Genomic DNA, 25126 nt, shown 5'->3' on the forward strand with positions numbered 1-25126 from the left:
GTCGGCGCCGCAGGGGCTGCAGCTGTATCGCTGGCATCCCGCTTCGGGCGTGGCCACGGGGCCGGATGCCCCGCCGCCGCCGCCGCCTTGTGATGGTGGCAACCCGCCACCAGGGGGCGGAGGCGGGGGTGGTGGCGCCAACGACTCCGATTCAGGCGGAGGGTACTGCCCCTTCTCCGCAGATCCGGTGGGCATGCTGTCGGGCGAATTCAGTCACACCGAGCGCGATCTGTTCATCGACGATGTGCAGCCGCTGGACGTGACGCGGACGTACCGCTCGCGTGACACCAATACCTATGGCTTCGGCCTGGGCGCGACGAACCGCTACGACACGCGCATCGTGGATGCACCCACCGACATCAACCCCGACACGGGGGCGTCGCGAACCAACGTGTACGTGGTGCTGCCCAATGGCCGGGCGGTGCTGTTCCACGGTGCGATCAACACGCTGTTCCAGCCCTACGTCAACAGCGACGCGATGGGCGAGTTCCGCGGTGCGCGCATCGAGGCGGCGATGGCCGACTGGGTGCTGTACTTCCGCGATGGTCGCAAGTGGACCTTCACGAACCTGTACGGCAAGTTGATCGCGATGGAAGACGCCGACGGCAACCGCGTGTCGGTGCTGCGCGCCAACGACAACGCGCCGATCGACCGGGTGGTCTCGCCGAACGGTCGCTACATCAGCTTCAGCTACAACGACAACAGCTTCATCAGCCGCATCGAGGACAACGCGGGCCGCAGCTTCCAGTACGGCTACGACGGTATCCGCCTGCAGACGGTGACCGATCCGAACAACAAGACCCACAGCTATGTGTGGGACACGGTGGCCAACCGGATCACCAAGGTGCTCGATGCGTACCAGGTGGCGCAGACGACCAACGAGTACGACCCGGTGACGGGCTGGGTGAAGAAGCAGACGCTGGCGGACAACAGCTATTTCCTGTTCACGCCCACGATCGACCAGGCCACCGGCCTGGCCACGCAGGTGGACATCACCGACCGGCGCGGCAAGGTGCGCCGCATCGTGGTCGGTCCGGAAGGCTTCGTCACGCAGAGCATCTTCCCGCTGGGCGACGTGGACGAGCAGACCACGCGCTATGAGTACACGAACGGGCAACTCAGCGCAGTGATTGATGCGTTGAGCCGGCGCACCGAGTACACCCACGACGCCAACGGCAACGTCGAGACGGTCACGCGCCTGGCGGGCACGCCGCACCCGGTGAGCACGACCACGATCTGGGACCCGGTGTTCAACAAGCCGCGCAGCTACACCGACGCCAACAAGCACAAGACCACGCTCGACTACTACGACAACGGCAAGCTCAAGAGTGTGACCGATGCGTTGAACCACGTGGTGGCCAAGTTCGCCTACGACCCGGACACGGGCCGGTTGAAGACCTTGACCAACGCGCTGAACAAGGCCGTCACCTACAGCTACGACGGAGCAGATCTCTCAAGCGTGATGGACCCGCTCAAGCGCACGTACAGCATTGGTCACGACAGCGTTGGCCGAATCTGGTCCGTGGCCGACCCACTGGGAAACTTCACCTATCTCGAGTGGACACCGCTGAATCAGCTGAAGTCGGTGCTCGATCCGCTCAAGAGTACGGCTGAGTTCGTCTACGACGACAACGGCTTCACCACCCAGCAGATCGACCAGAAGAAGAACCCGCGCAAGTTCAAGCCCACGGCCATCGGCGAGGTCGACACGATGACCGATGCGCTGAACAGCGACGAGTCACAGCTGTACGAGCCGGGAGGCAAGCTGCGCCAGTTCATCGACCGCAATGGCCAGCTGTCGGCAGTGACCTACGATGGCCTGGGCCGCGCCAAGCTGATGAGCTTCGGCGCAACGGCGGCCAAGCCGACGGCCTTCCGCAGCCAGGTGGAACTGACCTGGGACAAGGGCAACCGCCTGCGTGTCATCGAAGACCGTATCTGCGGCACGCCGCAGACGAATCTGAACTGTTCGAAGATCGCCAGCAAGCGCATCATCAAGCGCACCTACAACGATCTGGACCAGATGACCCAGGAGGTCACGCCGCAGGCGGAGGTCAACTACACCTATGACGACGGAGGCCGGCGCCAGACGATGTTTGTGCGCAATGGCGCACCAGGCAGCCAGGTCGACCAGCCCATCGTCACCTACACCTGGGACGACGCCGATCGGCTGCGCCAGATCGAGCAGGCGGCCGGGCCGGCCAATGGCAACGTCAAGCAGGTGATCAAACTGGACCCGGACGATGCGGGCCGCCGTCTGAAGACCACGCTGTCCAACGGTTCGAGCATGAACTACACCTGGGACGACGCGAACCAGCTCAAGGCGATCGTGTTCAAGAAGGCCGACGACACGCTGATCGGCGACCTGACCTATGGCTATGACGGTGCGGGTCGCCGCACGAGCATCGGCGGCAGCATGGCACGCATGAACCTGCCCACGGCCGAGGTGACGGCGCAGTACGACGAGAACAACCGGCTCAAGCAATGGGGCGCGGCCGCCTTCCAGTACGACAACAACGGCAACCTTCTCAGCGACGGCGCGCTCACCTATACCTGGGACGAACGCAACCAGCTCAAAGGCATCAACAACGGGGGCTCCGAGCAAGCCAGCTTCCAGTACGACATCGGAGGCCGGCGTACCAGCAAGACCATCGGTGCGACGACCACGGGCTACGTCTACGATGGCGACAACTTCGTGCAGGAGCTTAACGGCAGCAACAACACGGCTTCCATCCGTGCGCAGTTGATCACCGGTGGCCTGGATGAGACCTTCCTTCGCATGGAAGGCAGCGAGTTGGCCAGTTTGTTGACCGATGCCAACAACAACACGGTGCGCGTGACCGATGCCAACCAAGCCAAGCTGGTGGATTACACCTACGAGCCCTATGGCTCGACCACCGCCGACAACAGTGACGGCAATACGCAGCAGTTCACCGGCCGCGAGAACGACAACCCGGGCAACGCCAACGGGCTGTACTACTACCGCGCCCGCTACTACATGCCCGGCTGCATGCGCTTCATCTCCGAAGATCCCATTGGCTGGGCTTCGGGGCAGACCGACAACTATGCCTATGTTGACGGCGACCCGATTTCCTTGATCGACCCAGAAGGGCTGGGATCGCTTGCAGGGTGCGCGGCAGACCACTACGGAATCACCGATTTGGTGGCTGCGGCGGGCGTCGTCGCAGGTCTTCCGCTCGTCCCTAAGCCGTTTGTCACACCAGGTTCGAGCCCGCGTACTTCGATCGCTTCCAAGTACCTTTCAAAGGCATTCCCTCAGCGCATTCCTCGCGTTTGGGCACCGACGTTCGTAAGGCCGTTCGCCAGGTCAGCGTCGCTCGGCATCGTGGCCGCCAGATGGATTCCAGTCATTGGAACCGCCATCCTCGTCTACGATGCAGTGAGCATTGCTGCCTGTACGTTTGGAGATTGACCTTTGTCGGGGACTTGGTCCGTGTCGAATAGCACCTTTCTCGATGACGCTCGCGGCCTTGGCGTACGCGATGACATCGCACAGCTTGTGCATGAAACGCTGGTGCGCTCATTTCGCGTCAAGAATCCGAGTGTCCAGTCTGACCTCTACAAGGCCTTCGGCATGGTCGACGACGAGCTTGACCTGCTGGTGGTCGAGGTGGCCGTAGGTGCGAAGCTACGGTTGCCAAGCCCGACGGAAACGTTCGGTCAGCCAGCAGTGCGGACAGTCAAAGACCTCTTGCTGTTCTTGAATCGATTGCCGTCGAGTGCCGGCTCGATATGACGTTCGGCAAAACGTCTGGCTAGTCTGTTTAGACTCTTCTCATCTCAACCAAGATAGACAATGAACCGTAAGAGCATTCTTTGTGCGGCAGCATTCACCCTCGTAGCCCCCGTGGCCATGGCCGCCGGCGAATTCAGCGTCCTGCACCAGTTCACCACCGCCGAAGGCTCCTATCCCAATCCCTTGATCAAGGGCTCTGACGGCAACTACTACGGCACTGCGATCACCGGCGGCGCCTTGAACTGGTATGGCACCGTCTTCCGCATGACCCCCGCCGGAGCCGTCACGGTGCTGCATTCCTTCAACGGCACCTCCGATGGCGGTCAGCCGCGGGGTACGCTGGTCGATGGCTATGACGGTTTCTACTACGGGATCGCCTCGACGGGGGGGCAGTACAGCGGCGGCACGGCATTCAAGATCTCGGCGACGGGCGCGTTCACTGTCCTCCACCACTTCAAGGGTGGTACCGCCGAAGGCTCCGCGCCGCAGTGCATCTCCAATGGCAACGATGGCCATTTTTACGGCGTCGCCATGTTTGACGGGGCGAACGACAAGGGCACTGTCTTCAAGCTGTCGCGCACCGGGGTGGCGACCACGGTCGCGTCCTTCAATGGCGCGAACGGAACCGCACCGTCCAATTGTCTGGTCCACACGGGCGACGGAATTTTCTACGGCGTCGCGACGAATGGCGGCGCCAACAACGCCGGTGTGGTGTTCAAAGTGGTGCCCACCGGAGGTCTGGCTGCGGTCTATTCGTTCCCTGGTGGCGCAGGCGGAGCGTGGCCGAATGGCCCGCTGGAATGGGGTACCGACCACAACTTCTATGGCACGACCCAAGGCGGGGGCGCCAACTCCTACGGCACGGTGTACCGCGTCAGCAAGGCAGGGGTGGCGACCGTGCTGTATTCGTTCACCGGTGGCGCAGATGGTGGCACCCCCAAGGGCGGCGTGACCATGGCCAACAACTTCTTGTTCTACGGCAACACCTCATACGGCGCGGCGGGTGGCAACGGGACGACGTTCAAGATCAATGCCGCTGGCACGTTGACAACCTTGCATGCCATCACGGCCGCCGAAGGCTCGCGTCCCGGCAACCACCTTTTGCGCGATGACGCGACGGGCAAGCTGATCGGTGCGACCAATCCCGGCAACACGGGCGGCGGGGCTGCGTTCCGGCAAAATCCCTGACTGCCGGTTGCAGCCGACTTTCGATCAAGCGCCTTCTCAGATCTCCCATGCACCGGCCTTTGCTGCGGTTCGTCAATCACTGCACAAAGGCCGCCGCCGTGCTGGCCGCCCTCGTCGCAGCGCTGTCTGCAGGCAACCTGGCGTTGGCGTCGCCGCCTGGGTCAGAGCCCGCGACCAAAATGGCCACGGCCCGGGCGCAGCAGCAACTGGGCCGTCGCCTTTTCTTCGATGCTCGCCTGAGCGGTGACGGCAAGGTGTCGTGTGCGTCCTGCCATCAGCCGGAACGCGCGTTCTCTGACGGCAAGCCGGTGGCCGAAGGCATCGGCGGGAGTTTGGGCAGCCGCAACACGCCCACCCTCGTCGATGTTGCAGGCCAACGCAGCTTCTTCTGGGACGGCCGGCGCGCCACATTGGAAGATCAGGCGCTCGACCCCTTGCTCAACCCGATCGAACACGGCTTGAGCGACTCGGCGGCGCTGCTGGCACTGCTGAAGGCGGACAGCGAGTACGTCGCCCAGTTCCAGCAAGGCTTCGGTCAACGGCAGGACGGCGTCGACCCGGTCAATGCGGCCAACGTCGCGCGCGCGCTGGCGGCCTTCCAGCAAACCTTGGTAGACGGCACGTCGGCGTTCGATCGTTACCGGGCGGGCGATGTCGCCGCGCTGCGCCCCGATGCGCAGCGCGGATGGATGCTCTTCAGCGGTGTCGCTGCCTGCACCCGTTGCCATGTGGCGGATGGTCCGAAGCCGCTGATGACCGATCACGACTTCCATTCGTTGGGCGTCGGGCTGAAGGACGTCGAACGGCAGTTGCCTGCTTTGGCGCGCCAGCTGACCGAGTGGCGCAATGACGGGCGAGCACAGGACCACTCGATCCTGCGCGACCCGGGCATGGCAGCACTTGGACGCTTTGTCGTGACGATGGACCCGAAGGACATCGGGAAATTCAAGACGCCCGGCCTTCGCAATGTGGCGCTCACAGCTCCTTACATGCATGACGGCAGCATGGCCACACTCCAGGAGGCGGTAGACCGGGAGATCTACTACCGTGGCAAGGACGATGGGCACCCGCTGATCTTGACACCGACCGAGCGGGCTGAACTGGTGGCCTTTCTGGAGTCGCTCAATGGTTGGCCGTCCAGTACCTACAACTTGGGGGGGCGGCCCGCCGGATCGGGCAACTGACGGAACCTAGAATTCATGCCGACGCGTCGTCCTGGTACGCGCCAGCCAGAACACCAGAAGAGCAAGGGAGAGGAAGCCTGATGCCGTACTTGAACACCAACGCCTTGCGGCGCCGCGCGGGGGGCTTCACCTTGCTTGAGCTGCTGGTGGTCGTCGCGATCATCGGATTGCTGGCTGCCTATGTGGGGCCGCGCTATTTTTCGCAGATCAGCAAGTCCGAGCGCGGGGTCGCCAAGGCTCAGGTCGAAGCGCTGGTCAAGGCCCTCGATGCGTTTCGCCTCGACGTGGGGCGCTACCCCAGCCCCGAAGAAGGGCTGAACGCCCTGGTGGACCGCCCAGGCAGCCTGGCCAACTGGTCGGGCCCTTACCTTCAGAAGGCCGTCCCGGCCGATCCTTGGGGTCATGCCTACGAATACCGCAGCCCGGGCGCGCGCGCCGAGGTCGAAGTGTTTTCGTATGGCAAGGACGGCAAGGCCGGGGGAGACGGCGACGCCGCCGACATCACCAGCTTCTGACGGTCAGGTGGTCTTGTGCAGTTCAGAGCGCGCGTCGTGGACGCTCAGCAGCGTATCGACACGGTGCGTCTGGAGGCCATCGGCGCCGCCGAGGCACGCAAGGAGCTTGTGCAGCAGGGGCTGAAGGTCATGTCGCTCGACGCCGAGCGGGTGTCTGTTGCCTGGGGGGGGAACCGTGGCAAGGCCTTCTCGCTGGTGCTCTTTGCGCAAGAGCTGCTGGCGCTGCTGCAGGCGGGCTTGAGCGTCATCGAATCCGTCGACGCCCTGCTTGAAAAAGAACCGTCGCCAGCCAGTCGATTGGTCCTGCAGCAACTGGCGCAAGACCTGCGTTCCGGCCACAAGCTGTCGGTTGCGCTCCAGCGGCAGTCGTCCACCTTTGCACCGCTTTTCGTCGGCCTGGTGGGCGCTGCGGAGCGAACGAGCAACCTGACTGAGGCCTTGACGCGCTTCATCGAATATCAGACACGGGTGGACTCGGTGCGCGCCAAGGTGATCAGTGCATCGGTCTATCCGGCCATTCTGTTGCTGGTGGGCGCAGCGGTCACCGTGTTCTTGTTGAGCTACGTGGTGCCCAAATTCGCGTTGGTCTACCAGGGGACGGGCCGCTCTTTGCCGTGGGCGTCGGCGCTGCTCATTCAATGGGGCCGGTATGCGGCGGACCATGCCGCACCGCTGGCTGCGGGCGCCGCACTGGTGCTGACTGCGCTGACATTCGGTGCGATCAGAGCGCGCCGCAGCGGGGCCTTGGGTGCCTGGATCAAGCGGCTACCTTGGGTCGGAGACCGGTTGCGCCAAATGGAGGTCGCCCGTCTGTACCTGACGCTCGGCCTGCTGCTCGAAGGAGGCATGTCCATCGGCCAGGCGCTTCAGCTGCTGCGGTCGGTGGGTGCGCCCGCTGACCGGGCGCGGTTGGAACGTGTCCGCACGATCGTCTCCGAGGGGCAGCCGCTGTCGACCGCCCTCGAAAAAGAGGCGCTCACGATGCCTGTGGCGGCACGGCTGCTGAAAGTGGGTGAAGAGACGGGTCAGCTCGGCACCATGCTGCGGCGGGCTGCGCTCTTCCACGAGAGCGAGACGACCCGCTGGATCGAGCGGTTCACCCGTGCCTTCGAACCGGCATTGATGGCCATGATCGGCCTGGTCATCGGTGGGATCGTCCTGTTGCTGTACATGCCGATCTTCGATCTGGCGGGGTCCTTCCAATGATCAGCGGCGAGCCCGACATTCCCATCCGGCAGATCCTCGCTGCACGGCAGAGAGGCCGCGGCTGGGTGACGCTGTTGGCCGAGGAGCTGAGCTGCGCCGAAGTGCATGTCGCCTCCTGCCTGGCCGCGGCGGTCCGCATGCCGCTGGCAACGATGGATGACCTGCTGAGTCGACAGCCTGCCTTTGATGTGCTGCCATTGGTCAGGGCCCAGCTTCGCCAGTGCGCGCTGATGCGCGACACCTCGGGCCACACCATGTTCGGTGCACTGGTCGATCCCTACGATGACGACCTTCTGGCTTGGGCGGAGGCGCTGGCCGATGGCCCGGTGCAGTGGCACGTATGCACGCCATCAGACTTGCATGCGCTGCTCAGTCGCCATGAGTCGTCGGCGCGCGCCACCGACGGCATTGCGGCCCAGGCCAACGATGCCGACCATCTGGCGCCTGTCAGCGAAACGCTGTCGCTGGCGCGTATCAGCGAGTCGGCCAGCCCAGCGGTGCAACTGGTCAATTCATCGCTCTACGATGCGCTGCGGCTGGGCGCCAGTGATGTCCACATCGAATCGACCGCCGAGGGTCTGGCCGTCAAATACCGCATCGACGGGGTGCTCGATTCGGTGATGCAGGTCGCGGGCGTCGCGCTCGCCGAACAGGTCATCTCGCGGCTGAAGGTGTTGGCCGAGCTGGACATCGCAGAACGTCGGGTGCCGCAGGACGGGAGCTTCCGCGTTTCGGTCCAGCGACGTGACATCGACCTGCGCGTGTCGATCATGCCCAGCGTGCACGGCGAAGACGCGGTGATCCGGGTGCTCGACAAGCAAGCGATGGTCGAGCAGCACGGGCGGCTCAGCATCGATGCGCTCGGCTTTGACCCCGCTTCCGTTCGGGCGCTTCGCATGCTGGTCGAGGCGGCCTACGGCATGGTCCTGGTGACCGGGCCAACGGGTTCCGGCAAGACGACCACGCTCTATGCCGCGCTCACCGAAATGCACACGGGCCGCGACAAGATCATCACCATCGAAGATCCGGTCGAGTACCAGATCGCGGGCATCCTGCAGATTCCCGTCAACGACAAGAAGGGCCTGACCTTTGCTCGCGGCCTGCGATCGATCCTGCGCCACGATCCGGACAAGATCATGGTCGGCGAGATCCGCGACCAGGAAACGGCCGAGATCGCCGTGCAGTCGGCGTTGACCGGTCACCTGGTGCTCTCGACGGTGCACGCCAACAGCGTGTTCGACGTCTTCGGCCGTTTCGCGCACATGGGGCTCGATCCGTACTCACTGTCGTCGGCATTGAACGGCATCTGGGCCCAGCGTCTGGTGCGCATCAATTGTCCCGAGTGCACCCGGTCGGCCCGGCCGGACGAAGAAGCTCTCGCGCGTTGCGGGCTGAGTCCGCAGTCGGTCATCGGTTTCGATTTCCGCCACGGCTCTGGCTGTGGTACCTGCCGCGGCACGGGCTTCCGCGGAAGGCGGGCCATCGCCGAACTGTTGACGATGAGCGATGACATTCGCGAGCTGGTGATTGCCAAGCAGCCGGTGCGGCAAATCAAGGAGGCTGCCCGTGCCAATGGCACGCGCACGTTGTTTGAAGCGGCGCTCGATCTGGTCGCCGCGGGGCAGACGACGCTGGAGGAGGTGCGCCGTGTCACGCTGGCTTCGTAGCCGCCTTCGACGGCCTCGTGTGTCGCTGGGCCTGAGCGCCACCGGTGTCGCAATGAGCTGGCGCGATGCCAATGGCGTGCTACAGCACCGGATCGGCAGCGCGGCGCACGCGGACGTGCCGGACACCGTTGCCAGCTGGATGAAGGACTTGCCGGAACTGGCCGCTCTGCTGCGAGGCTGGCCGGTGTCGGTGACCCTGGCTGAAGACCTTGTTCGCTGGTGGCTGGTGTCGGCACCGGCTGGCGCACGCTCGCTGGCCGAGCTGGAAGTCTTTGCGACGCTGCGCCACGAGGAGCTTTTCGGACACGAGCTGGGTGACTGGCGCCTGGCGTGTCGCTGGCGTCTGGGCAGGCCGAGCGTGTGCTGCGCACTCTCGGGCACCGCCGCGGCCTGCGCTCAAGAGTTGGGCCATCAGCTGGATTTGCGTCTTTCCGAGATCTGTCCGGCCACGCAGCGCTTGATGGACATCTGGCGGAGCACGAAACAAAGTGCCGAGGCGATGGTGTGTCGGTCCGCCAGCGACCGAGCGGTCGCGTGGTGGCTGGTCGACGGGGCGCCGTTCGAGCTGCGCACGATTCGGCTGCCCGCATCCGATCCGTCGGCTGTGCTGGACCGCGAACTCGCGCGGGTGTCGTCGAGGCGAAGCGAAGCGCCTGGCAGGGCCGTGGTTCTGGACCTCGTCTCCCGGGCGGGTTCGCCCTCGCAGGCATTGGGCGGGCCGCAGATCGATCGCTACGAGCTTGCGGCACTGGCGAGCGTGCCGGCGGCGTCTGCAGCGGCCATGGCTGCGGCGCTCGGAGCCGTTCATCTGGAGGGGGCACATGAGCTCGTGGCCGCGCATTGATTTCCTGCCGCGGGGGGGCGGTTCGATCCTGGCCATGGGGCAGGAGACGTCCACCGGCGCGCGCGCGGCGTACCTGTTGGTGGCGGTGACCACCGTGGTCTGGGTGGCTTGGATGGGGCAGGCCGTGCAGCGCGTCCAGCAAGACAATGCCGCGCTGCAGGAGCGGATCACGCGTCGCGCTCCGGTGACGGTAACCACGCCGACCGTGCCGCGCCAGACATGGAGCCCGAATCAACTGCGTGTGGCCGCCGACGTCATCGCGCGCCTGAACACCGATTGGCCCACCTTGCTGAATGAACTCGAGCGGCTGACGCCGCGAGAGGTCGCGGTGCTCGAGATCGAGCCTCGCCCGAGCCAAGCCGCGCTGACGTTGACCATCGAGACGCGGACGGCGCAGGACGCCTGGCTCTATGTCGACGCGCTCAACCAGTCTTCCTACCTGCATCACGTGCGCGCGCTCAAGCACGATACCAACGAGCGCGACAAAAATCGGCCAGTGCGGTTCAGCCTGTCCGCGTCGATCGGAGGGCAGCCTTGAGTCGGACTTCGATGTCGTGGCGGCTGCGCTGCGAGGTGGCGCTCCATCGCTACGGCTGGTTGCCGCTGGTGCTGTTCGTCACCTTGGCCGCGAGCGCGGCGTTCCAGTGGGCCTATCTGCGTCCCTTGCAGGGCCAGCGCGACATGCTGGCGCAACAGCTGGCAAGCGGGCAACCGCTGCCGCGGCCAGCGCCGGCACCGATGCCGCTGTCGTCGGAAGGTGTGCTTGACGAACTGAGTGCAGTCCTCGCATCGCCGTCTGAGATGAACGCAGAGATGGCGAGCGTGTTCGACGCTGCCGGGCGGCAGGGCCTGCGCTTCGAGCGATCCAGCTACCAGTACGAGGCCAACACCGGTTTGCCATGGACGCGGGTGTCGATCTCGGTGCCGGTGAGTGGGTCGTACCCGGCGGTCCGCAACCTCGTTGAGGCGGTGCTTCGCGACCATCCCAACATGTCCCTGGACCAGCTCAGCATCCAGAAAGAGGCCTCGGAGAAGGCCGAGGCCGAGGTCCAGCTCACCTTCAGCGCATGGTTCTCGATGCCTCGCCGTGACGCTTCAGCCGGGAGCGGCGCCCGATGAATCGCTGGCACCTTTTGGCTCCCGCCTTTCTGGGCGCATTGGCGTTGGCGGTCTTTGGCGACAAGCCGGGTGCCGAACCGGAGGTGGTGGCGGCCGTGCCGGCACGTTCGTCACACGCGCTGCCCGCGGCGCCTGCGGCCAGCGCGCCGGTCGTTCTCGGGCGGCTGCTGGACCGCAAGGCATTGTTTGCGGCGTCGAGGGCGGCTGGTGCCAGAAGCGACCTGTTCGCCGGGCACGACTGGACCCCGCCCGCCCCGGCTGCCGCCACGGTGGACGCCGGCCCCGAGGCGCCGGCGTTTCCGTTCGAGTACATCGGCAAGAAGCGAGAGGCCGGCGCGTGGGAAGTCTTCCTGGCGAAAGACGAATCGACCTTTGTTCTGAAAGAGGGCCAGGTGGCAGAGCAGTCCTACCAAGTGGTCAGCATCGCTCCACCGGAGATGACAGTGGTCTACCTGCCCATGAATCACACCTACAAGATCTCGATCGGGGAGGCTGAGTGAGGCGGCAATGGATGGCGCAACTGCGCCAGGGCTATGCATGGGTGATCGCGGTTTCGCTGATGACCATGGTGGGCTGTGCGAGCAACCCCGCGTACCGCGATGGTCAGGAGCTGTTGGCACAGGACCGTCCCGTAGAAGCACTGGAGCGGTTTGAGCAGGCCTCCAGAGCGGAGCCTGAATCTGCGCAGGTTCGCGCGGCCTGGCTGAAGCTGAGGGCTCGGCTGACGGCAAGCTGGCTGGAAGACGCTCGGCGCGAGCGCGAAGCCGGCGAGTTTGATCGCGCCGACGATCTTTACCGCAAGGTGCTGAAATCTGACCCGACGAACGAGGCGGCGGTGCTGGGGCTCAAGGCTGGCGAGCGGGAGCGGGTCTGGGAACGGCAACTCGACCTGGCCAATGCGAGCCTGGAGCAGAAGAACCTCGACCAGGCACGCAATCAGCTGCGCACGGTGCTGGCCGAAAGCCCACGGCATGTGCGTGCCCTGCAGTTGCAGCAACGTCTGGAGGCGCTCGACAGCAAGCCCAGCGCCGAGATGGCGCTTGGGCCGGCTTATCGCAAGGTGCTCAGCCTCGAGTTCAAAGATGCGCCGCTGAAGTCGGTGTTCGAGGTGATCGCCAAGACCTCTGGCCTGAACTTCGTGTTTGACCGGGATGTGCGCACCGATCAGAAGACATCGCTTTACCTGCGAAACGGCACGGTCGAGGCGGCGGTGGGGCGCCTGCTGCTCGGCAACCAACTGGCCCAGCGGGTGCTGGACGCGAACTCGGTTCTGATCTATCCCGATACGCCGGCCAAGCAGAAGGACTATCAACTGCTGTCGGTGCGGACGTTCTATCTGTCGAATGGCGATGCGAAGTCCGTGGCGAACTCAGTCAAGTCGATTCTCAAAATCAAGGACGTGGTCGTCGACGAACGCCTGAACGCGATGGTGGTGCGTGACTCGGCCGAGGCGGTCAAGATGGTCGAGCGCATGGTCGCACTGCTCGATTTGCCTGAACCCGAGGTCATGCTCGAGGTCGAAGTGGTCGAGGTCAAACGAACTGATCTGTTGAATCTTGGTGTGCGCTGGCCCGACCAGGCGAGCTTGACGGCGCTGTCGTCGGGCTCAGGCACCCAGCTTACGTTAAGCGACCTGCGCCGCCTGAACAGCGGGACCGTGGGCATCGCCGTCAACCCGCTGACCATCTCGGCACGCCAGGATCGAACCGCGGCAAACATCCTGGCCAATCCGAAGATCCGCGCGAAGAGCCGCGAGAAGGCACGTGTGCTCATCGGTGACCGCGTGCCCAACATCACGTCAACGGCGACCTCCACGGGATTCGTGTCGGACTCGGTCAACTACATCGACGTGGGGCTGAAGCTTGAAGTCGAGCCCACCGTGTATCCGGAAGGCGATGTCGCGATCAAAGTCTCGCTTGAAGTCAGCAGCCTGGTCAGCCAGGTTCAGACAAAGTCCGGTACCTTGGCCTACCAGATCGGCACCCGCAGTGCCGCAACGGTCCTGCGGCTGCGTGATGGCGAAAACCAGATCTTGGCAGGCCTGATCAACGACGAGGAGCGCCACTCTGCCAACCAGATCCCAGCGCTGGGCGCGACACCAATCGTCGGCAAGCTCTTTGGCGGCAGCACCGACGAAACGGCGAAATCCGAGATCGTGCTGTCGATCACGCCGCGTGTGCTGAGAAATATCCAGCGGCCCGATGCAAGCCTGCTCGACTTCGAATCTGGCACGGATTCGGGTATGCGCAGCGGCGCTGCAGCGTCGGTCACTTCCAGCGCGGGCGTGTCGAGCTCGACGGTCGCGCCGGCGTCGCCGGCCGCCGTGCCCGAGCGCACCTCGGCATCGCCGCAAGCAGCGTCCACTGGGCAAGATCCCGGCACGCTCCCGAACGGGGCGTTGCCGCCGCCGGCCGACGTGAGGTTCCTCTGGGGCAATGTGTCGCCGTTGAAGCCTGGTCAGGTCGTGAAGGTGCCGCTGCAGGTCGAGGCCAGCAAGCCGGTGCGGGCGCTGCCGCTGGCATTGGGTTTTGACGCCGCCGCGCTCGAGGTGGTCGAGGTGGAAGAAGGCGAGTTTCTTGCGCAGGGCGGCGCCACGACGACCTTCGAGAAGCGCATCGATCCGTCGGGGCAGGTGCTCGCAACCCTCAAGCGCAGCGGCACCACCGGCGCCAGCGGCGCCGGCACGGTGATGTCGGTGAGCCTGAGGGCACTCAAGGTCATCCCGAGTGCGACGGTCAGGGTGCTCACGATCGCCCCGGAAGGTGAGAGTGGCCGCGCCGTCACCTATTCGATTCCTTCGCCGCTTCAACTGACCGTGGCGCCATGATCCGGCAGCGTAGAGCAGTTCGCGGTGCCCAGGTGGGATTCACGCTGGTCGAGTTGCTCATCACTTTGGCCGTTCTGGCGTTGTTGGCGACGGTGGCGGCCCCATTGGCACAAGTGACTTACCAGCGCAGCAAGGAGCGCGAGCTCCGCCTGGCACTGCGAGAGATCCGCGGCGCCATCGATGCCTACAAGACAGCCAGCGACCAGGGCCGCATCCGAAAGGACGCCGGGGCTTCGGGCTACCCCGCCACCCTCGACCGACTGGTGGAGGGTGAGGAAGATCAGAGTGATCCCAAGAAGCGCAAGATGTTTTTCCTGCGTCGGATCCCGCGTGATCCGATGAGCGACGACACCATACGCGATGCCGCGTCGAGTTGGGGGCTGCGGTCGTATGACAGCGAGGCCGCCGATCCGCGCGAGGGGGAGGACGTCTACGACGTTCATTCCAGATCGACGCTGCAGGGTCTCAACGGCGTGGCCTACTCACTATGGTGATCCATATGCCGCGCCGACGTGAGGCCACCGGTTTCACGCTGATCGAGTTGCTGGTCGTTCTGGCCATCCTGGCCATGCTGCTGACCCTGGCTGTGCCACGCTACTTTCACAGCGTCGATGCGGCCAAAGAGGCCGTGTTGCGCGAGAACCTTCGCGTGACAAGAGAGGCGATTGCCCATTTCCGCGGCGATCTGGGCCGTTATCCCGACTCGCTCGACGACTTGGTGACACACAAGTACTTGTCAATGCTGCCGGCGGATCCGATCACCAACTCCAACGCCAGTTGGGAGCTGATTGCGCCCGGCGACGCCGCGAAAGGCAACGTGGCCGATCTGCGCAGCGGGGCGCTTGGCAGTGGCCGTGACGGTATTGCCTTTCGGGAGTGGTGATGAGGCCGATGCGCGTTCTGCGGACTCGGCGCGCCTCTGGGCGCGGCGTGGCGTACTTGGCCGTCATGATGGCGGTGGCCATCGTTGGCGCCACGGCTGCATTCACCGTCAGTGCGGGCGCATCGCTGGCCCAGCACGACGCCGAAGAGCAACTGCTGGAGATCGGCCTGGACTTCCAGCGCGCCTTGCAGCGCTACGCCAGTGCCTCGCCGGCCGGCACGCCGCGCGCGCCGGCTGAACTGGCGTCGCTGCTCAGAGACCCTCGTCAGCCAGGTGTGCAGCGCCACCTGCGGCAGATCCCCTTGGATCCGTTGACCGGTCAACGCGATTGGGTGCCTATCAGAAATCCGCAGAATCTGATTGTCGGGTTGCACAGTGCATCAACGCGTAAGCCGTTGAAAGTGACCGGATTCGTTGCTCCCCTGGCGGGGCTGGAGGGCGAGCACGACAGCTATGAAGACTGGGTCTTCAGAGGGCCGCCTTAGCACGATTTGCTTCCGCACTGCATTCGTTCGCGCTGTGCCGGTTCTGGCACACTCGCGCGCTTTGTCGCTCTGCCTGAACCGGTTTTCGCCTTGGACAAGATCCTGTTGCAAATTGCCGCCGAACTGAAGGTTCGGCCGGCCCAAGTGAACACCGCCGTCGAATTGCTGGACGGCGGCGCCACGGTGCCCTTCATCGCCCGCTACCGCAAGGAGGCCACCGATGGGCTGGACGACACGCAGCTGCGCGAGCTGGAGGCCCGCCTGGGCTACCTGCGCGAGCTGGAAGAGCGGCGCGCCGCGGTGCTGAAGAGCATCGACGAGCAGGGCAAGCTGACGCCCGATCTGCGCGCCGCGATCGAGGCGGTGCCGACCAAGCAGGAGCTGGAAGACCTCTACCTGCCTTACAAGCCCAAGCGCCGCACCAAGGGCATGATCGCCCGCGAGGCGGGGCTGGAGCCGCTGGCCGACAAGCTGTTTGCCGACCCGACGCTGGACCCGCAGGCCGAAGCCGCCGCGTTCATCAACGCCGACGGTGGATTCGCCGATGCCTACGCGGTGCTCGACGGCGTGCGCGACATCCTCTCGGAGCGCTGGGCCGAAGATGCTGGCCTGGTCGGCAAGCTGCGCGAATGGCTGTGGGCCGAGGGCCTGTTCCAGTCCAAGCTGATGGACGGCAAGGACGTCAACAACGCCGACATCGCCAAGTTCCGCGACTACTTCGAGTACGACGAGCCGATCCGCACCGTGCCGTCGCACCGCGCGCTGGCGGTGTTCCGCGGTCGCACGCAAGAGATCCTCGACGCCAAGCTGGTGCTCGACGAAGAGGTCGTGCCGGGCCAGCCGACGATGGCCGAAGGCCGCATCGCCCACCACCTGGGCTGGGCCCATGGCAAGCGCCCGGGCGACGAGCTGATCCGCAAGACGATCGCCTGGACCTGGAAGGTCAAGCTCTCGATGAGCCTGGAGCGCGACCTTTTCGGTCGCCTGCGCGAAGAGGCAGAGAAGGTGGCGATCAAGGTGTTCAGCGAGAACCTGCGCGACCTCCTGCTGGCCGCACCGGCCGGCAAACGCGTCGTGATGGGGCTGGACCCGGGCATCCGCACCGGCGTGAAGGTGGCTGTGGTCAGCGACACCGGCAAGGTGCTGGACACCAACACCGTCTACCCGCACGAGCCGCGCAAGGACTGGGAAGGCTCGATCCACACGCTGGGCCGCTTGTGCGCGACTCACGGCGTGAACCTGATCGCGATCGGCAACGGCACCGCCAGCCGCGAAACCGACAAGCTGGCGGCCGACCTGATCAAGCGCATCCAGCAGCTGGCGCCGGGCACGCACATCGAGAAGGTAGTGGTCAGCGAGGCCGGCGCGTCGGTCTACTCGGCCTCCGAGTTCGCCTCGAAAGAGTTGCCCGACCTGGACGTGAGCCTGCGCGGCGCGGTGTCGATCGCCCGCCGCCTGCAAGACCCGCTGGCCGAGCTGGTGAAGATCGACCCCAAGAGCATCGGCGTGGGCCAGTACCAGCACGACGTGAACCAGAGCGAGCTGGCGCGCACGCTGGACGCGGTGGTCGAAGACTGCGTGAACTCGGTCGGCGTGGACCTGAACACGGCGTCTGCGCCGCTGCTGGCGCGCGTGTCGGGCCTGTCGAACGCGGTGGCCAACAGCATCGTGCGCTGGCGCGATGCCAACGGCGCCTTCCGCAGCCGTCAGCAGTTGATGGACGTGGCCGGCCTGGGCGCCAAGACCTTCGAGCAGGCTGCAGGCTTCCTGCGCATCCGCGACGGCGACAACCCGCTGGACCTGACGGGTGTGCACCCCGAAACATACCCGGTCGTGCAGCGCATGCTCGACAAGCTGCAGCGCCCGGTGGCCGAGGTGATGGGCAAGAGCGACGTGATCCGCGCGCTGAAACCCGAGGCCTTTGCCGACGAGAAGTTCGGCGCCATCACCGTCAAGGACATCCTGGCCGAGCTGGAGAAGCCCGGCCGTGACCCTCGGCCCGATTTCAAGGTCGCGCGCTTCAACGACGGCGTCGAAGACATCAAGGACCTGACCGAAGGCATGGTGCTCGAAGGCACGGTCAGCAACGTGGCGCAGTTCGGCGCCTTCGTCGACCTGGGCGTGCACCAGGACGGGCTGGTGCACGTGAGCCAGCTGTCGAACAAGTTCGTCAACGATGCGCGCGAGGTCGTCAAGACCGGCGACATCGTCAAGGTCAAGGTGCTCGAAGTCGACCTGGCGCGCAAGCGCATCTCGTTGACGATGAAGCTCGATGCAGCGCCATCGCAAAAAGGCCAGGGCGCCAAGGGCGACAACAGCTACCGCCCGGCGGCGCGCGGCGAGCGTGCCGGCCCGTCACGCGGCGGCGCCGATGCCGGCGGGCAGGGCGCGATGGCCGCCGCATTTGCCAAGCTGCAGCGTCGTTGAATCTGCACGGGGGGCCGTTCGGCCCCTGGTGTCCTGTCCCGTAAATAGCTGGCATTGAGATTCGACCAGATGGTGATGATGGCGCGGCCGGGCAGCTGGGCAGATACCTAGCGTATCTGCCCTGATGGCCGGGCGCGCGAGCGCGCCATCTGGTCGAACCCCTTCGGGGCGGGCCGAAATGGGGCGCTCGCAGCGTTGCCAAGCCGGGCAGATACCACGAGGTATCTACCCGGCTCGGCGCCTCGCGATCATCCCCATTGCGGCCCGTCGCAATGACAGCTATTTGCGGGACAGGACACGAGCGCAGGGGCGGTCGGCGCCATAGCGCGACGTAAAATGCGCGGTTCACAAAGTCGAATGGCCGAGGCCCGGCGAGCAGGTGTGGCGCAAGGCCACGCCGGCGGTTCGAGCCATCCAGGCCCGCCGAGGGATCGAGGGGGATCATGATGATGACAGCAGCAAATGCAATGAACCAGGTGCCATCCGCCTCCGATCTGGCCGGCCTTGAGCGCGAGTTGGCCGAGTTGTGCGTCAGTGCGCTCAACCTCGAGCAGGCCGCCGAGGCCATCGACCCCGAAGCCCCGCTCTACGGTGACGGCCTGGGGCTCGACTCGATCGACATCCTCGAAGTGGCGCTGGAAGTCTCGCGCAAGTACGGCTTCGAGCTGCGCTCCGACGACGAGCGCAACCACCAGATCTTCCAGTCGCTGCGCACGCTGGCGGCCCACGTGGCCGCCCACCGCACCCGCTGACGCGCCGGGGCTTCCGATGTGGCGCCCCATGCTGTCGGCGTTGGCGCTGGTCGTTTATGCGCTGGCCTCGCATTGGCTGATGATGCGTGCGGCCGGTCAGCCCTGGGCGCTGGCCGTGCTGCTGTGCCCCTTGCTCGTGACGCTGGCCATCTTTGCGCTGGCGCGCGGCAAGCGTGGGCTGCTCGCGCTGACGATCGCCGGCCTGGCGGGTGTGGCCTGGGTCGCCACCCACGGCGGCATCGGTGAGGTCAACCGCCTGTACGTGCTGCAGCATGCGGCCGTGAACCTGGTGCTGGGGGGCGTGTTCGCCTCGACGCTGCGGCCGGGTCGTGTGCCGCTCATCACCGCGGTCGCGCTGCGCGTGCACGGCGGCACGATGGAGCCGGCGCAGTATCCCTACTCGCGGCACGTCACCGAAGCCTGGGTCGTTTACTTCTTTGGCGTGGTCGCCGTGTCGCTGTGGCTCTATGCGTTCGGCAGTTGGCAGACGTGGTCGCTGTTCGGCAACATCGTCAGCCCGCTGCTGGCCGTGGCGCTGATGGCCGGCGAGTGGCATGTGCGCTACTGGCTGCACCCGAAATTCAAGCGCGTGCCGATCAGCACCGCGATCCGGGCTTTCCGCCAGCCCACGGGCACGGTGGTGTCGCCATGAGTGCCTGGCTGCCGCTGTGGGCCGAGCGCGATCTCGACGCGCCGCTGGCGTGGCGCGCGGGGGCGCCGATCAGTGCGCGCCAATTCCTGGCCGACGTGGCCTCGCTCGCGGCGCGCCTGCCGGCCCAGGCGCGCATCGTCAACCTGTGCACCGACCGCTATCGCTTCGCCGTGGCCTTGGCCGCCAGCTGGTCGCGCGGCCTGATGTGCCTGCTGCCGCCGAATGCCTTGCCCGAGACCTTGGCGAACCTCGATGGCGGGGGCTGGCCGCTGTGCGCGCTGACCGACGATGAACCGGCGTCGATCGTGTCGATGCCGGCGCTGCAGGTCGACGCACCGCAGCCGGCTGGCGAGGCGGACCAGGTCGTGCAAGTGCCGCGCCTGTTGGCCGACGCCGAAGTCGCCTGCCTGCTGACCTCGGGCTCCACCGGCCAGCCGCAGCCGCACGCCAAGCGCTGGGGCGCGCTGCTGCGCAACATCGGCGCCGAGGCCGACCGCCTGGCCGAGATGCTGCAGCGCCCCGATCTGCGCGGCGTGACGATCGTGGCCTCGGTGCCGCCGCAGCACAGCTATGGCTTCGAATCGACCGTGCTGCTCGCGCTGATGGGTGGTGCCGCGCTCGACAGCGGCCGGCCGTTCTACCCGGCCGACATTGCCGACGCGCTGGCCCGCGTGCCCCGGCCACGCGCGCTGGTGACCACGCCGTTCCACCTGAAGACGCTGTTGTTGTCGGGCGTTGCCTTGCCGCCGGTCGACCTGGTGCTGAGCGCCACGGCGCCTTTGTCGCCGCAATTGGCGGCGCAGGCCGAGGCGGTGTTCCAGGGCGTGCTGGTCGAGATCTATGGCTGCACCGAAGCCGGCCAGGTGGCCAGCCGGCGCACCAGCGAGGGTGACACCTGGCGCACGCTGGGCGAGTTGCGCCTGCACAGCGAGCCGGGCACCGAGGGCGAGCAGTTCGTCGTGCAGGGCGGCCACGTGCTGGCGCCGACCGTGCTGGCCGACGTGCTGGTGCTGCAGGATGCACAGCACTTCCGGCTGTTGGGCCGCTCGAACGATTTGATCCACGTGGCGGGCAAGCGCAGTTCGCTGGCCTTCCTGAACTTCCAACTCAACCGCATCGCCGGTGTGCAAGACGGCTGCTTCTGGATGCCCGACGACGTGGTCGAAGGGGTGGTGCGGCCGGTGGCCTTCGTCGTCGCACCCGACCTGAACGCCGGCCAGATCGTCGCCGGGCTGCGCGCCCTGCTGGAGCCGGCTTTCGTGCCGCGCAAGGTGGTGCAGGTGCCGGCCCTGCCGCGCGAAGCGACCGGCAAGATCACCGCGCAAGCCTTGCGTGCATTCGCCCAGCAGCATCTGGGCAGTGTTGTGCCCGAGGCCGCGCCATGACGGCCTCGCCGCGCAGCTGGCAGATCGAGCGCAGGCTGTCGCGTGAGCACCCTTCGCTGGCCGGGCATTTCCCGGGCATGCCGGTGTACCCCGGTGTCGTGCTGCTGGCCGAGGTGCTGGAGGCGGTGCTCGGCCATCCCGAGCTGTCGCCAAGCCTGGGCCCGGCGCCGCGGATCGACAGCGTCAAGTTCCTGTCCCCGCTACAGCCCGCTGCGGCCGGTGACCTGTGCCTGGCGCTGCAGCTGACCGAAGCCGCCCATGGCGTCGACTTCGAGTTGCGCTGCGGCGAGCGGGTGGCCGTGCGTGGGCAGTTGCGGGGCCCCCGGTGAACACCGCCAACGCGGCCGGCGCCGACTGGAGCCAGACCCGGGAGCGCAGCAACCGTTTCGCGCTGCGCTTCATCAGCTGGGTGGCGGTGCATGGCGGGCGCCGTGCGGCGCGGGTGTTGCTGTGGCCGATCACCGCGTATTTCCTGCTGTTCGCGGCGCCGGCGCGGCGCCACTCGCGGCGCTACCTGGCGCGGGCCTTGGGGCGCACGCCGACCTGGCGTGACCAGTGGCGGCACTTTCACCACTTCGCGTCGACCGTGCTCGACCGCGTCTACTTTCTGCGCGACATGCCGCAGTGCTTCGACCTGCAGGTCGAGGGCGCCGAGCCGCTGCGCCAGGTGCTCGACGCCGGGCAGGGCGCTTTCCTGGTCGGCGCGCACATCGGCAGCTTCGAGGCGCTGGCGGCGGCCGGGCGCGCGCAGGGTTGCTCGAACATCGCGATGGTGATGTACCCGGACAACGCGCGCATGATCAACGCGGCCCTGGCGGCGATCGCGCCGGGTTTCCAGATGCGCATCATCGCGCTCGGCCAGCGCGGCGCCACGCTGGCCATTCGCGACTGGCTCGACGGCGGGGGGCTGGTGGGCCTGCTGGCCGACCGCAGCCTGCCCGGCGCCGCCCAGCGCGAGACGGTGCATCGGCTGCCGTTTCTCGGCCACGAGGCGCCGTTTGCCGAGGGGCCTTTCCGCCTGGCGCAGCTGCTGCGGCGGCCGGTGATCTTCATGGCCGGTCTCTACAATGGCGGGCGCGCTTACCGCGTCCGCTTCGAGCCGCTGGCCGACTTCAGCACCGTGCCGGCCGATGCCCATGGCCGCGACGAACAGCTGCGTGCCGCGGTGCACGCCTATGCCGCCCGGCTGGAATCGTTGTGCCGCGAGGCGCCCTACAACTGGTTCAACTTCCATGATTTCTGGCTTGAAGACGGCGGCGTTGCCGCTGCTCGCGATGCTGGCGCTGGCGCCGGCCGCCCAGGCGATCGAACTGGCTGAGGTGATGGAGCAACTGGCCCGCACGACAGCCGGCGAAGCCCGGTTCGTCGAGCAGCGGCACGTGCAGGGCCTGGCGCGCCCGCTGCAGGCCAGCGGCACGTTGAGCTTCGTCGCGCCGAACCGTTTCGAGCGCCGCACACTCGAGCCCAAGCCCGAGGCGATGCTGGTCGATGGCAACCAGGTCACCCTGACGCGCAACGGCCGCAGCCGCCAGATGGCGCTCGATGCCGTGCCCGAGATGGCGCTGATGGTCGAGGCCATCCGCGGCACGCTCAACGGTGACGCGGCCGCCTTGCGGCGCTCGTTCAAGCCCACCGTGAACGGCAATGTGGCGCAGTGGTCGGTGCAGCTCGAGCCGCAGGATGTGCGGCTGGCGGCGCAGCTGAGCTACATCAGCCTGGCCGGCCGCCGCGGCGAGCTGCGCAGCGTCGAAGTGCAGATGGCCGATGGCGACCGCACCGTGATGACGATCGAGCCGGTGGACCGCGGCGCGGTGCCCCGCTGATGAGCCCGCCGTCGCCGGCCACCGGCGGCCGCCGCGCCGCCGTGCTGGGGGTCTGGCTGGCGGCGATGCTGCTGGGGGCCTGGGTCATCGCCCGCAGCCAGTTCTCGGCCGACATGTCGGCCTTTCTGCCCGCCAGCCCGAACGCCGGCCAGCAGGTGCTGATCGAGCAGATCCGCCATGGTGCGCCGGCGCGCACGGTGCTGATCGGCATCACCGGCGGCGATTCAGCCCAACGCGCACAGGCCTCGATGGCCATGGCCCGGTCGATGCGGGCCAGCGGGCTGTTCGAGCAGGTGCAGAACGGCGAGCGCGGTGACTGGCAGGCTAGTGCGCAGTGGCTGGTCGCGCACCGCTACCAGCTCAGCCCGGCCGTGACGCCGGAGCGCTTCACCGCGCCAGGCCTGCGCGATGCCTTCGACGACACGCTGTCGCTGCTGGGCACGCCGGCCGGCGCGCTGGTCAAGCCGCTGCTGGGCCGCGACCCCACCGGCGAGACGCAGCGCATCGTCGAGGCCATGATCCCGGCCCAGGCGCCGCGCATGGTCGACGGGGTCTGGGCCTCGCGCCAGGCCGAGCGAGTGCTGCTGCTGGCCAGCACGCAGGCCCCCGGCAGCGACCTGGACGCGCAGGCCCACGCGCTGGACCGCATCCGCGCCGACTTCGAGCCGATGGCGCGCAACGGCCTCAGCCTGCAGCTCAGCGGCGCCCCGGTGTTCGCCGTGGGCAGCCGAGCGCAGATCCAGCACGAAGTGCATTGGCTGTCCGCCGGGGGCGCGGTGTTGATCGGTGGCCTGCTGTGGCTGGCATTTGCCTCGTTGCGCGCCTTGCTGGTGGCGGCCCTGCCGGTGATGGCAGGTGTGGTGGCCGGCATCGTCGCCGTCAGCCTGGGCTTCGGCACCGTGCACGGCATGACGCTGGGCTTCGGCAGCACCCTGATCGGTGAAGCGGTCGACTATGCGATCTACTACCTGATCCAGGCCCACGCCGGCGTGGCCGGCGGGGCGCCGCCGGGGCAGGGCTGGCGCCAATGGCTGCGCGGCAGCTGGCCCACGGTGCGGCTGGGCCTGTGGACCTCGCTGTGCGGCTTTGCGGCGCTGACCTTCTCGGGCTTTCCGGGGCTGGCCCAGCTGGGGGTGTTCTCGATGGCCGGCCTGGTGGCCGCCACGCTGACCGCCCGCTGGGTGCTGCCGGTCCTGATGCCGGACGGCGCGGCCGGAAAAGCCTGGCGTCGGGTGCTGGGCCGGGCGTGTGCCGTGGCATGGCCCCGTTTGCAGCGTGGGCGCTGGCTCTGGGCCGGCCTGGCGCTGACCGCGCTGGTGACGCTGGCCCTGACACCGCAGCCGTTGTGGCGCGGCGACCTGACGGCCCTGAGCCCGGTGCCGCGCGAGGCTCTGGCGCTCGACGCCGCGCTGCGCGCCGACCTGTCGGCCGGCGACGGTGGCCTGCTGGTGCTCGCGCACGGGGCCGACGAAGAGGCGGCGCTGCGCGGGGCCGAATCTGCCGGCCGGCAGCTCGACACCTGGGTCGACCAGGGCCGGCTGCTGGGCTACGACAGCCCGTCGCGGGTGTTGCCGAGCCAGGCCACGCAAGCCGCGCGGCTGGCGAGCCTGCCCGAGCCGGCCGCCTTGCGCGCCGCGGTCGAGCAGGCCACCCGCGACAGCCCCTTGAGTGCGTCGACCGTGGCCCCGTTCATCGACGAGGTGGCGGTCGCGCGCCGCGGGCACCCGGTGACACGCGCAGACCTGCGGGGCACGGCCTTTGCGCCGATGGTCAACGCGATGCTGCTCGGCCGGGCCGACGGCTCGTCGACCGCCTTGCTGACCCTGCACGAGGCGCCCGGCCGGCCGCTGGACGCCGCGGCCCTGCAGCAGGCGCTGGCCGACGTTCCCGGTGTGCAGGTGCTGGCGCTGAAGCAAGAGCTGGACGGCCTGTACCGCGGCTACCTGACCGAGGCGATGTGGCAGGCGTCGCTGGGCGCATTGGCCGTGCTGTTGCTGCTGGCCCTGTGGCTGCGCAGCCTGAAACGCGTGGCCCGGGTGGCGCTGCCGCTGGCGCTGGCGGTGCTGCTGTGCCTGGCCGGGCTGCACGCGCTGGGCGCGGCGCTGGGGGTGCTGCACCTGGTCGGCCTGCTGCTGGTGGTGGCGGTCGGCTCGAACTACGCGCTGTTCTTCGACTCGCCCGGCGGCGCGGCGCTCAGCGACGATGCGCTGGCCTCGCTGTGCCTGGCCAACCTGACGACGGTGCTCTCGTTCGGCCTGATCGCCTTGTCGAAGATCCCGGCGCTGGCGGCTATCGGCCAGGTGGTGGCGCCCGGCGCCTTGCTGGCCCTGGTGCTGTCGGCCGCCCTGGCACGGCGCCCCGACGAGGGGCGTGTGTGAAAATTCCGTGCCTGCGTTTCGGCCAACCCTGCAC

Annotated in this window: 23 protein-coding genes; all 23 read left to right on the forward strand. The window is 66.9% G+C overall.

What is annotated here, in order from left to right; all coding sequences use genetic code 11:
- A partial coding sequence (locus ACE3SG_RS13245) for an RHS repeat domain-containing protein (RefSeq protein ID WP_374565585.1) occupies nucleotides 1-3433 on the forward strand: 3433 nt, incomplete at its 5' end.
- A 21-nt stretch (nucleotides 3434-3454) separates the two neighbouring features.
- Nucleotides 3455-3757, forward strand: a complete 303-nt coding sequence (locus ACE3SG_RS13250; protein ID WP_374565587.1) for a hypothetical protein — start codon at nucleotides 3455-3457, stop codon at nucleotides 3755-3757.
- Between the two features lie 60 nt (nucleotides 3758-3817).
- Nucleotides 3818-4945, forward strand: a complete 1128-nt coding sequence (locus ACE3SG_RS13255; protein WP_374565588.1) for a choice-of-anchor tandem repeat GloVer-containing protein — start codon at nucleotides 3818-3820, stop codon at nucleotides 4943-4945.
- 47 nt (nucleotides 4946-4992) lie between these two features.
- Nucleotides 4993-6129, forward strand: a complete 1137-nt coding sequence (locus tag ACE3SG_RS13260) for a cytochrome-c peroxidase (RefSeq protein ID WP_374565590.1) — start codon at nucleotides 4993-4995, stop codon at nucleotides 6127-6129.
- An 80-nt stretch (nucleotides 6130-6209) separates the two neighbouring features.
- Entirely contained in the window at nucleotides 6210-6644 is a 435-nt protein-coding gene (gene gspG, locus ACE3SG_RS13265; RefSeq protein ID WP_374565592.1) for a type II secretion system major pseudopilin GspG, read from the forward strand.
- Nucleotides 6645-6680: 36 nt separating this feature from the next.
- A complete protein-coding gene (locus ACE3SG_RS13270) occupies nucleotides 6681-7850 on the forward strand; it encodes a type II secretion system F family protein (protein WP_374565594.1) in 1170 nt (389 codons plus the stop codon).
- Nucleotides 7847-9517: a GspE/PulE family protein gene (locus ACE3SG_RS13275; protein ID WP_374565596.1), complete on the forward strand. Its 1671-nt coding sequence runs from the start codon at nucleotides 7847-7849 to the stop codon at nucleotides 9515-9517. Before ACE3SG_RS13270 ends, ACE3SG_RS13275 begins: the two co-directional genes overlap by 4 nt.
- A gap of 52 nt (nucleotides 9518-9569) precedes the next feature.
- On the forward strand, nucleotides 9570-10361 hold the full coding sequence (locus ACE3SG_RS13280) for a hypothetical protein (RefSeq protein WP_374565598.1): 792 nt from the start codon (nucleotides 9570-9572) through the stop codon (nucleotides 10359-10361).
- Entirely contained in the window at nucleotides 10339-10899 is a 561-nt protein-coding gene (locus ACE3SG_RS13285; protein WP_374565600.1) for a PilN domain-containing protein, read from the forward strand. Before ACE3SG_RS13280 ends, ACE3SG_RS13285 begins: the two co-directional genes overlap by 23 nt.
- Nucleotides 10896-11480 (forward strand): GspMb/PilO family protein, encoded by a 585-nt coding sequence (locus tag ACE3SG_RS13290; RefSeq protein WP_374565602.1) that lies wholly within the window; start codon nucleotides 10896-10898, stop codon nucleotides 11478-11480. The genes ACE3SG_RS13285 and ACE3SG_RS13290 overlap by 4 nt, the downstream gene beginning before the upstream one ends.
- Nucleotides 11477-11980, forward strand: a complete 504-nt coding sequence (locus ACE3SG_RS13295) for a hypothetical protein (RefSeq protein ID WP_374565604.1) — start codon at nucleotides 11477-11479, stop codon at nucleotides 11978-11980. The genes ACE3SG_RS13290 and ACE3SG_RS13295 overlap by 4 nt, the downstream gene beginning before the upstream one ends.
- 11 nt (nucleotides 11981-11991) lie before the next feature.
- Nucleotides 11992-14307: a secretin N-terminal domain-containing protein gene (locus tag ACE3SG_RS13300; protein ID WP_374565606.1), complete on the forward strand. Its 2316-nt coding sequence runs from the start codon at nucleotides 11992-11994 to the stop codon at nucleotides 14305-14307.
- Nucleotides 14304-14801, forward strand: a complete 498-nt coding sequence (locus tag ACE3SG_RS13305) for a type II secretion system protein (protein ID WP_374565608.1) — start codon at nucleotides 14304-14306, stop codon at nucleotides 14799-14801. The genes ACE3SG_RS13300 and ACE3SG_RS13305 overlap by 4 nt, the downstream gene beginning before the upstream one ends.
- 5 nt (nucleotides 14802-14806) lie before the next feature.
- On the forward strand, nucleotides 14807-15190 hold the full coding sequence (locus ACE3SG_RS13310) for a type II secretion system protein (RefSeq protein WP_374565609.1): 384 nt from the start codon (nucleotides 14807-14809) through the stop codon (nucleotides 15188-15190).
- Nucleotides 15191-15246: 56 nt separating this feature from the next.
- Complete coding sequence (locus ACE3SG_RS13315; RefSeq protein WP_374565611.1) at nucleotides 15247-15675, forward strand: type II secretion system protein; 429 nt, start codon at nucleotides 15247-15249, stop codon at nucleotides 15673-15675.
- A 90-nt stretch (nucleotides 15676-15765) separates the two neighbouring features.
- A complete protein-coding gene (locus tag ACE3SG_RS13320; protein ID WP_374565613.1) occupies nucleotides 15766-18102 on the forward strand; it encodes a Tex family protein in 2337 nt (778 codons plus the stop codon).
- A gap of 467 nt (nucleotides 18103-18569) precedes the next feature.
- Nucleotides 18570-18854: a phosphopantetheine-binding protein gene (locus ACE3SG_RS13325; protein ID WP_374565614.1), complete on the forward strand. Its 285-nt coding sequence runs from the start codon at nucleotides 18570-18572 to the stop codon at nucleotides 18852-18854.
- Between the two features lie 28 nt (nucleotides 18855-18882).
- A complete protein-coding gene (locus ACE3SG_RS13330) occupies nucleotides 18883-19506 on the forward strand; it encodes a hypothetical protein (RefSeq protein ID WP_374565616.1) in 624 nt (207 codons plus the stop codon).
- A complete protein-coding gene (locus ACE3SG_RS13335) occupies nucleotides 19503-20891 on the forward strand; it encodes an AMP-binding protein (RefSeq protein ID WP_374565617.1) in 1389 nt (462 codons plus the stop codon). The genes ACE3SG_RS13330 and ACE3SG_RS13335 overlap by 4 nt, the downstream gene beginning before the upstream one ends.
- Nucleotides 20888-21220, forward strand: coding sequence for a hypothetical protein (locus ACE3SG_RS13340; RefSeq protein ID WP_374565619.1), 333 nt, complete (start codon nucleotides 20888-20890; stop codon nucleotides 21218-21220). Before ACE3SG_RS13335 ends, ACE3SG_RS13340 begins: the two co-directional genes overlap by 4 nt.
- Complete coding sequence (locus ACE3SG_RS13345) at nucleotides 21217-22209, forward strand: acyl-CoA synthetase (RefSeq protein WP_374565621.1); 993 nt, start codon at nucleotides 21217-21219, stop codon at nucleotides 22207-22209. The genes ACE3SG_RS13340 and ACE3SG_RS13345 overlap by 4 nt, the downstream gene beginning before the upstream one ends.
- Nucleotides 22124-22714, forward strand: a complete 591-nt coding sequence (locus ACE3SG_RS13350; protein ID WP_374565623.1) for a LolA-related protein — start codon at nucleotides 22124-22126, stop codon at nucleotides 22712-22714. Before ACE3SG_RS13345 ends, ACE3SG_RS13350 begins: the two co-directional genes overlap by 86 nt.
- Nucleotides 22714-25092 (forward strand): MMPL family transporter, encoded by a 2379-nt coding sequence (locus tag ACE3SG_RS13355; protein ID WP_374565625.1) that lies wholly within the window; start codon nucleotides 22714-22716, stop codon nucleotides 25090-25092. Before ACE3SG_RS13350 ends, ACE3SG_RS13355 begins: the two co-directional genes overlap by 1 nt.
- Nucleotides 25093-25126: the final 34 nt, after the last annotated feature.

Origin of the sequence: Ideonella sp. (assembly GCF_041914305.1) — a bacterium.
In the GTDB taxonomy this organism is placed as follows: domain Bacteria; phylum Pseudomonadota; class Gammaproteobacteria; order Burkholderiales; family Burkholderiaceae_C; genus Ideonella.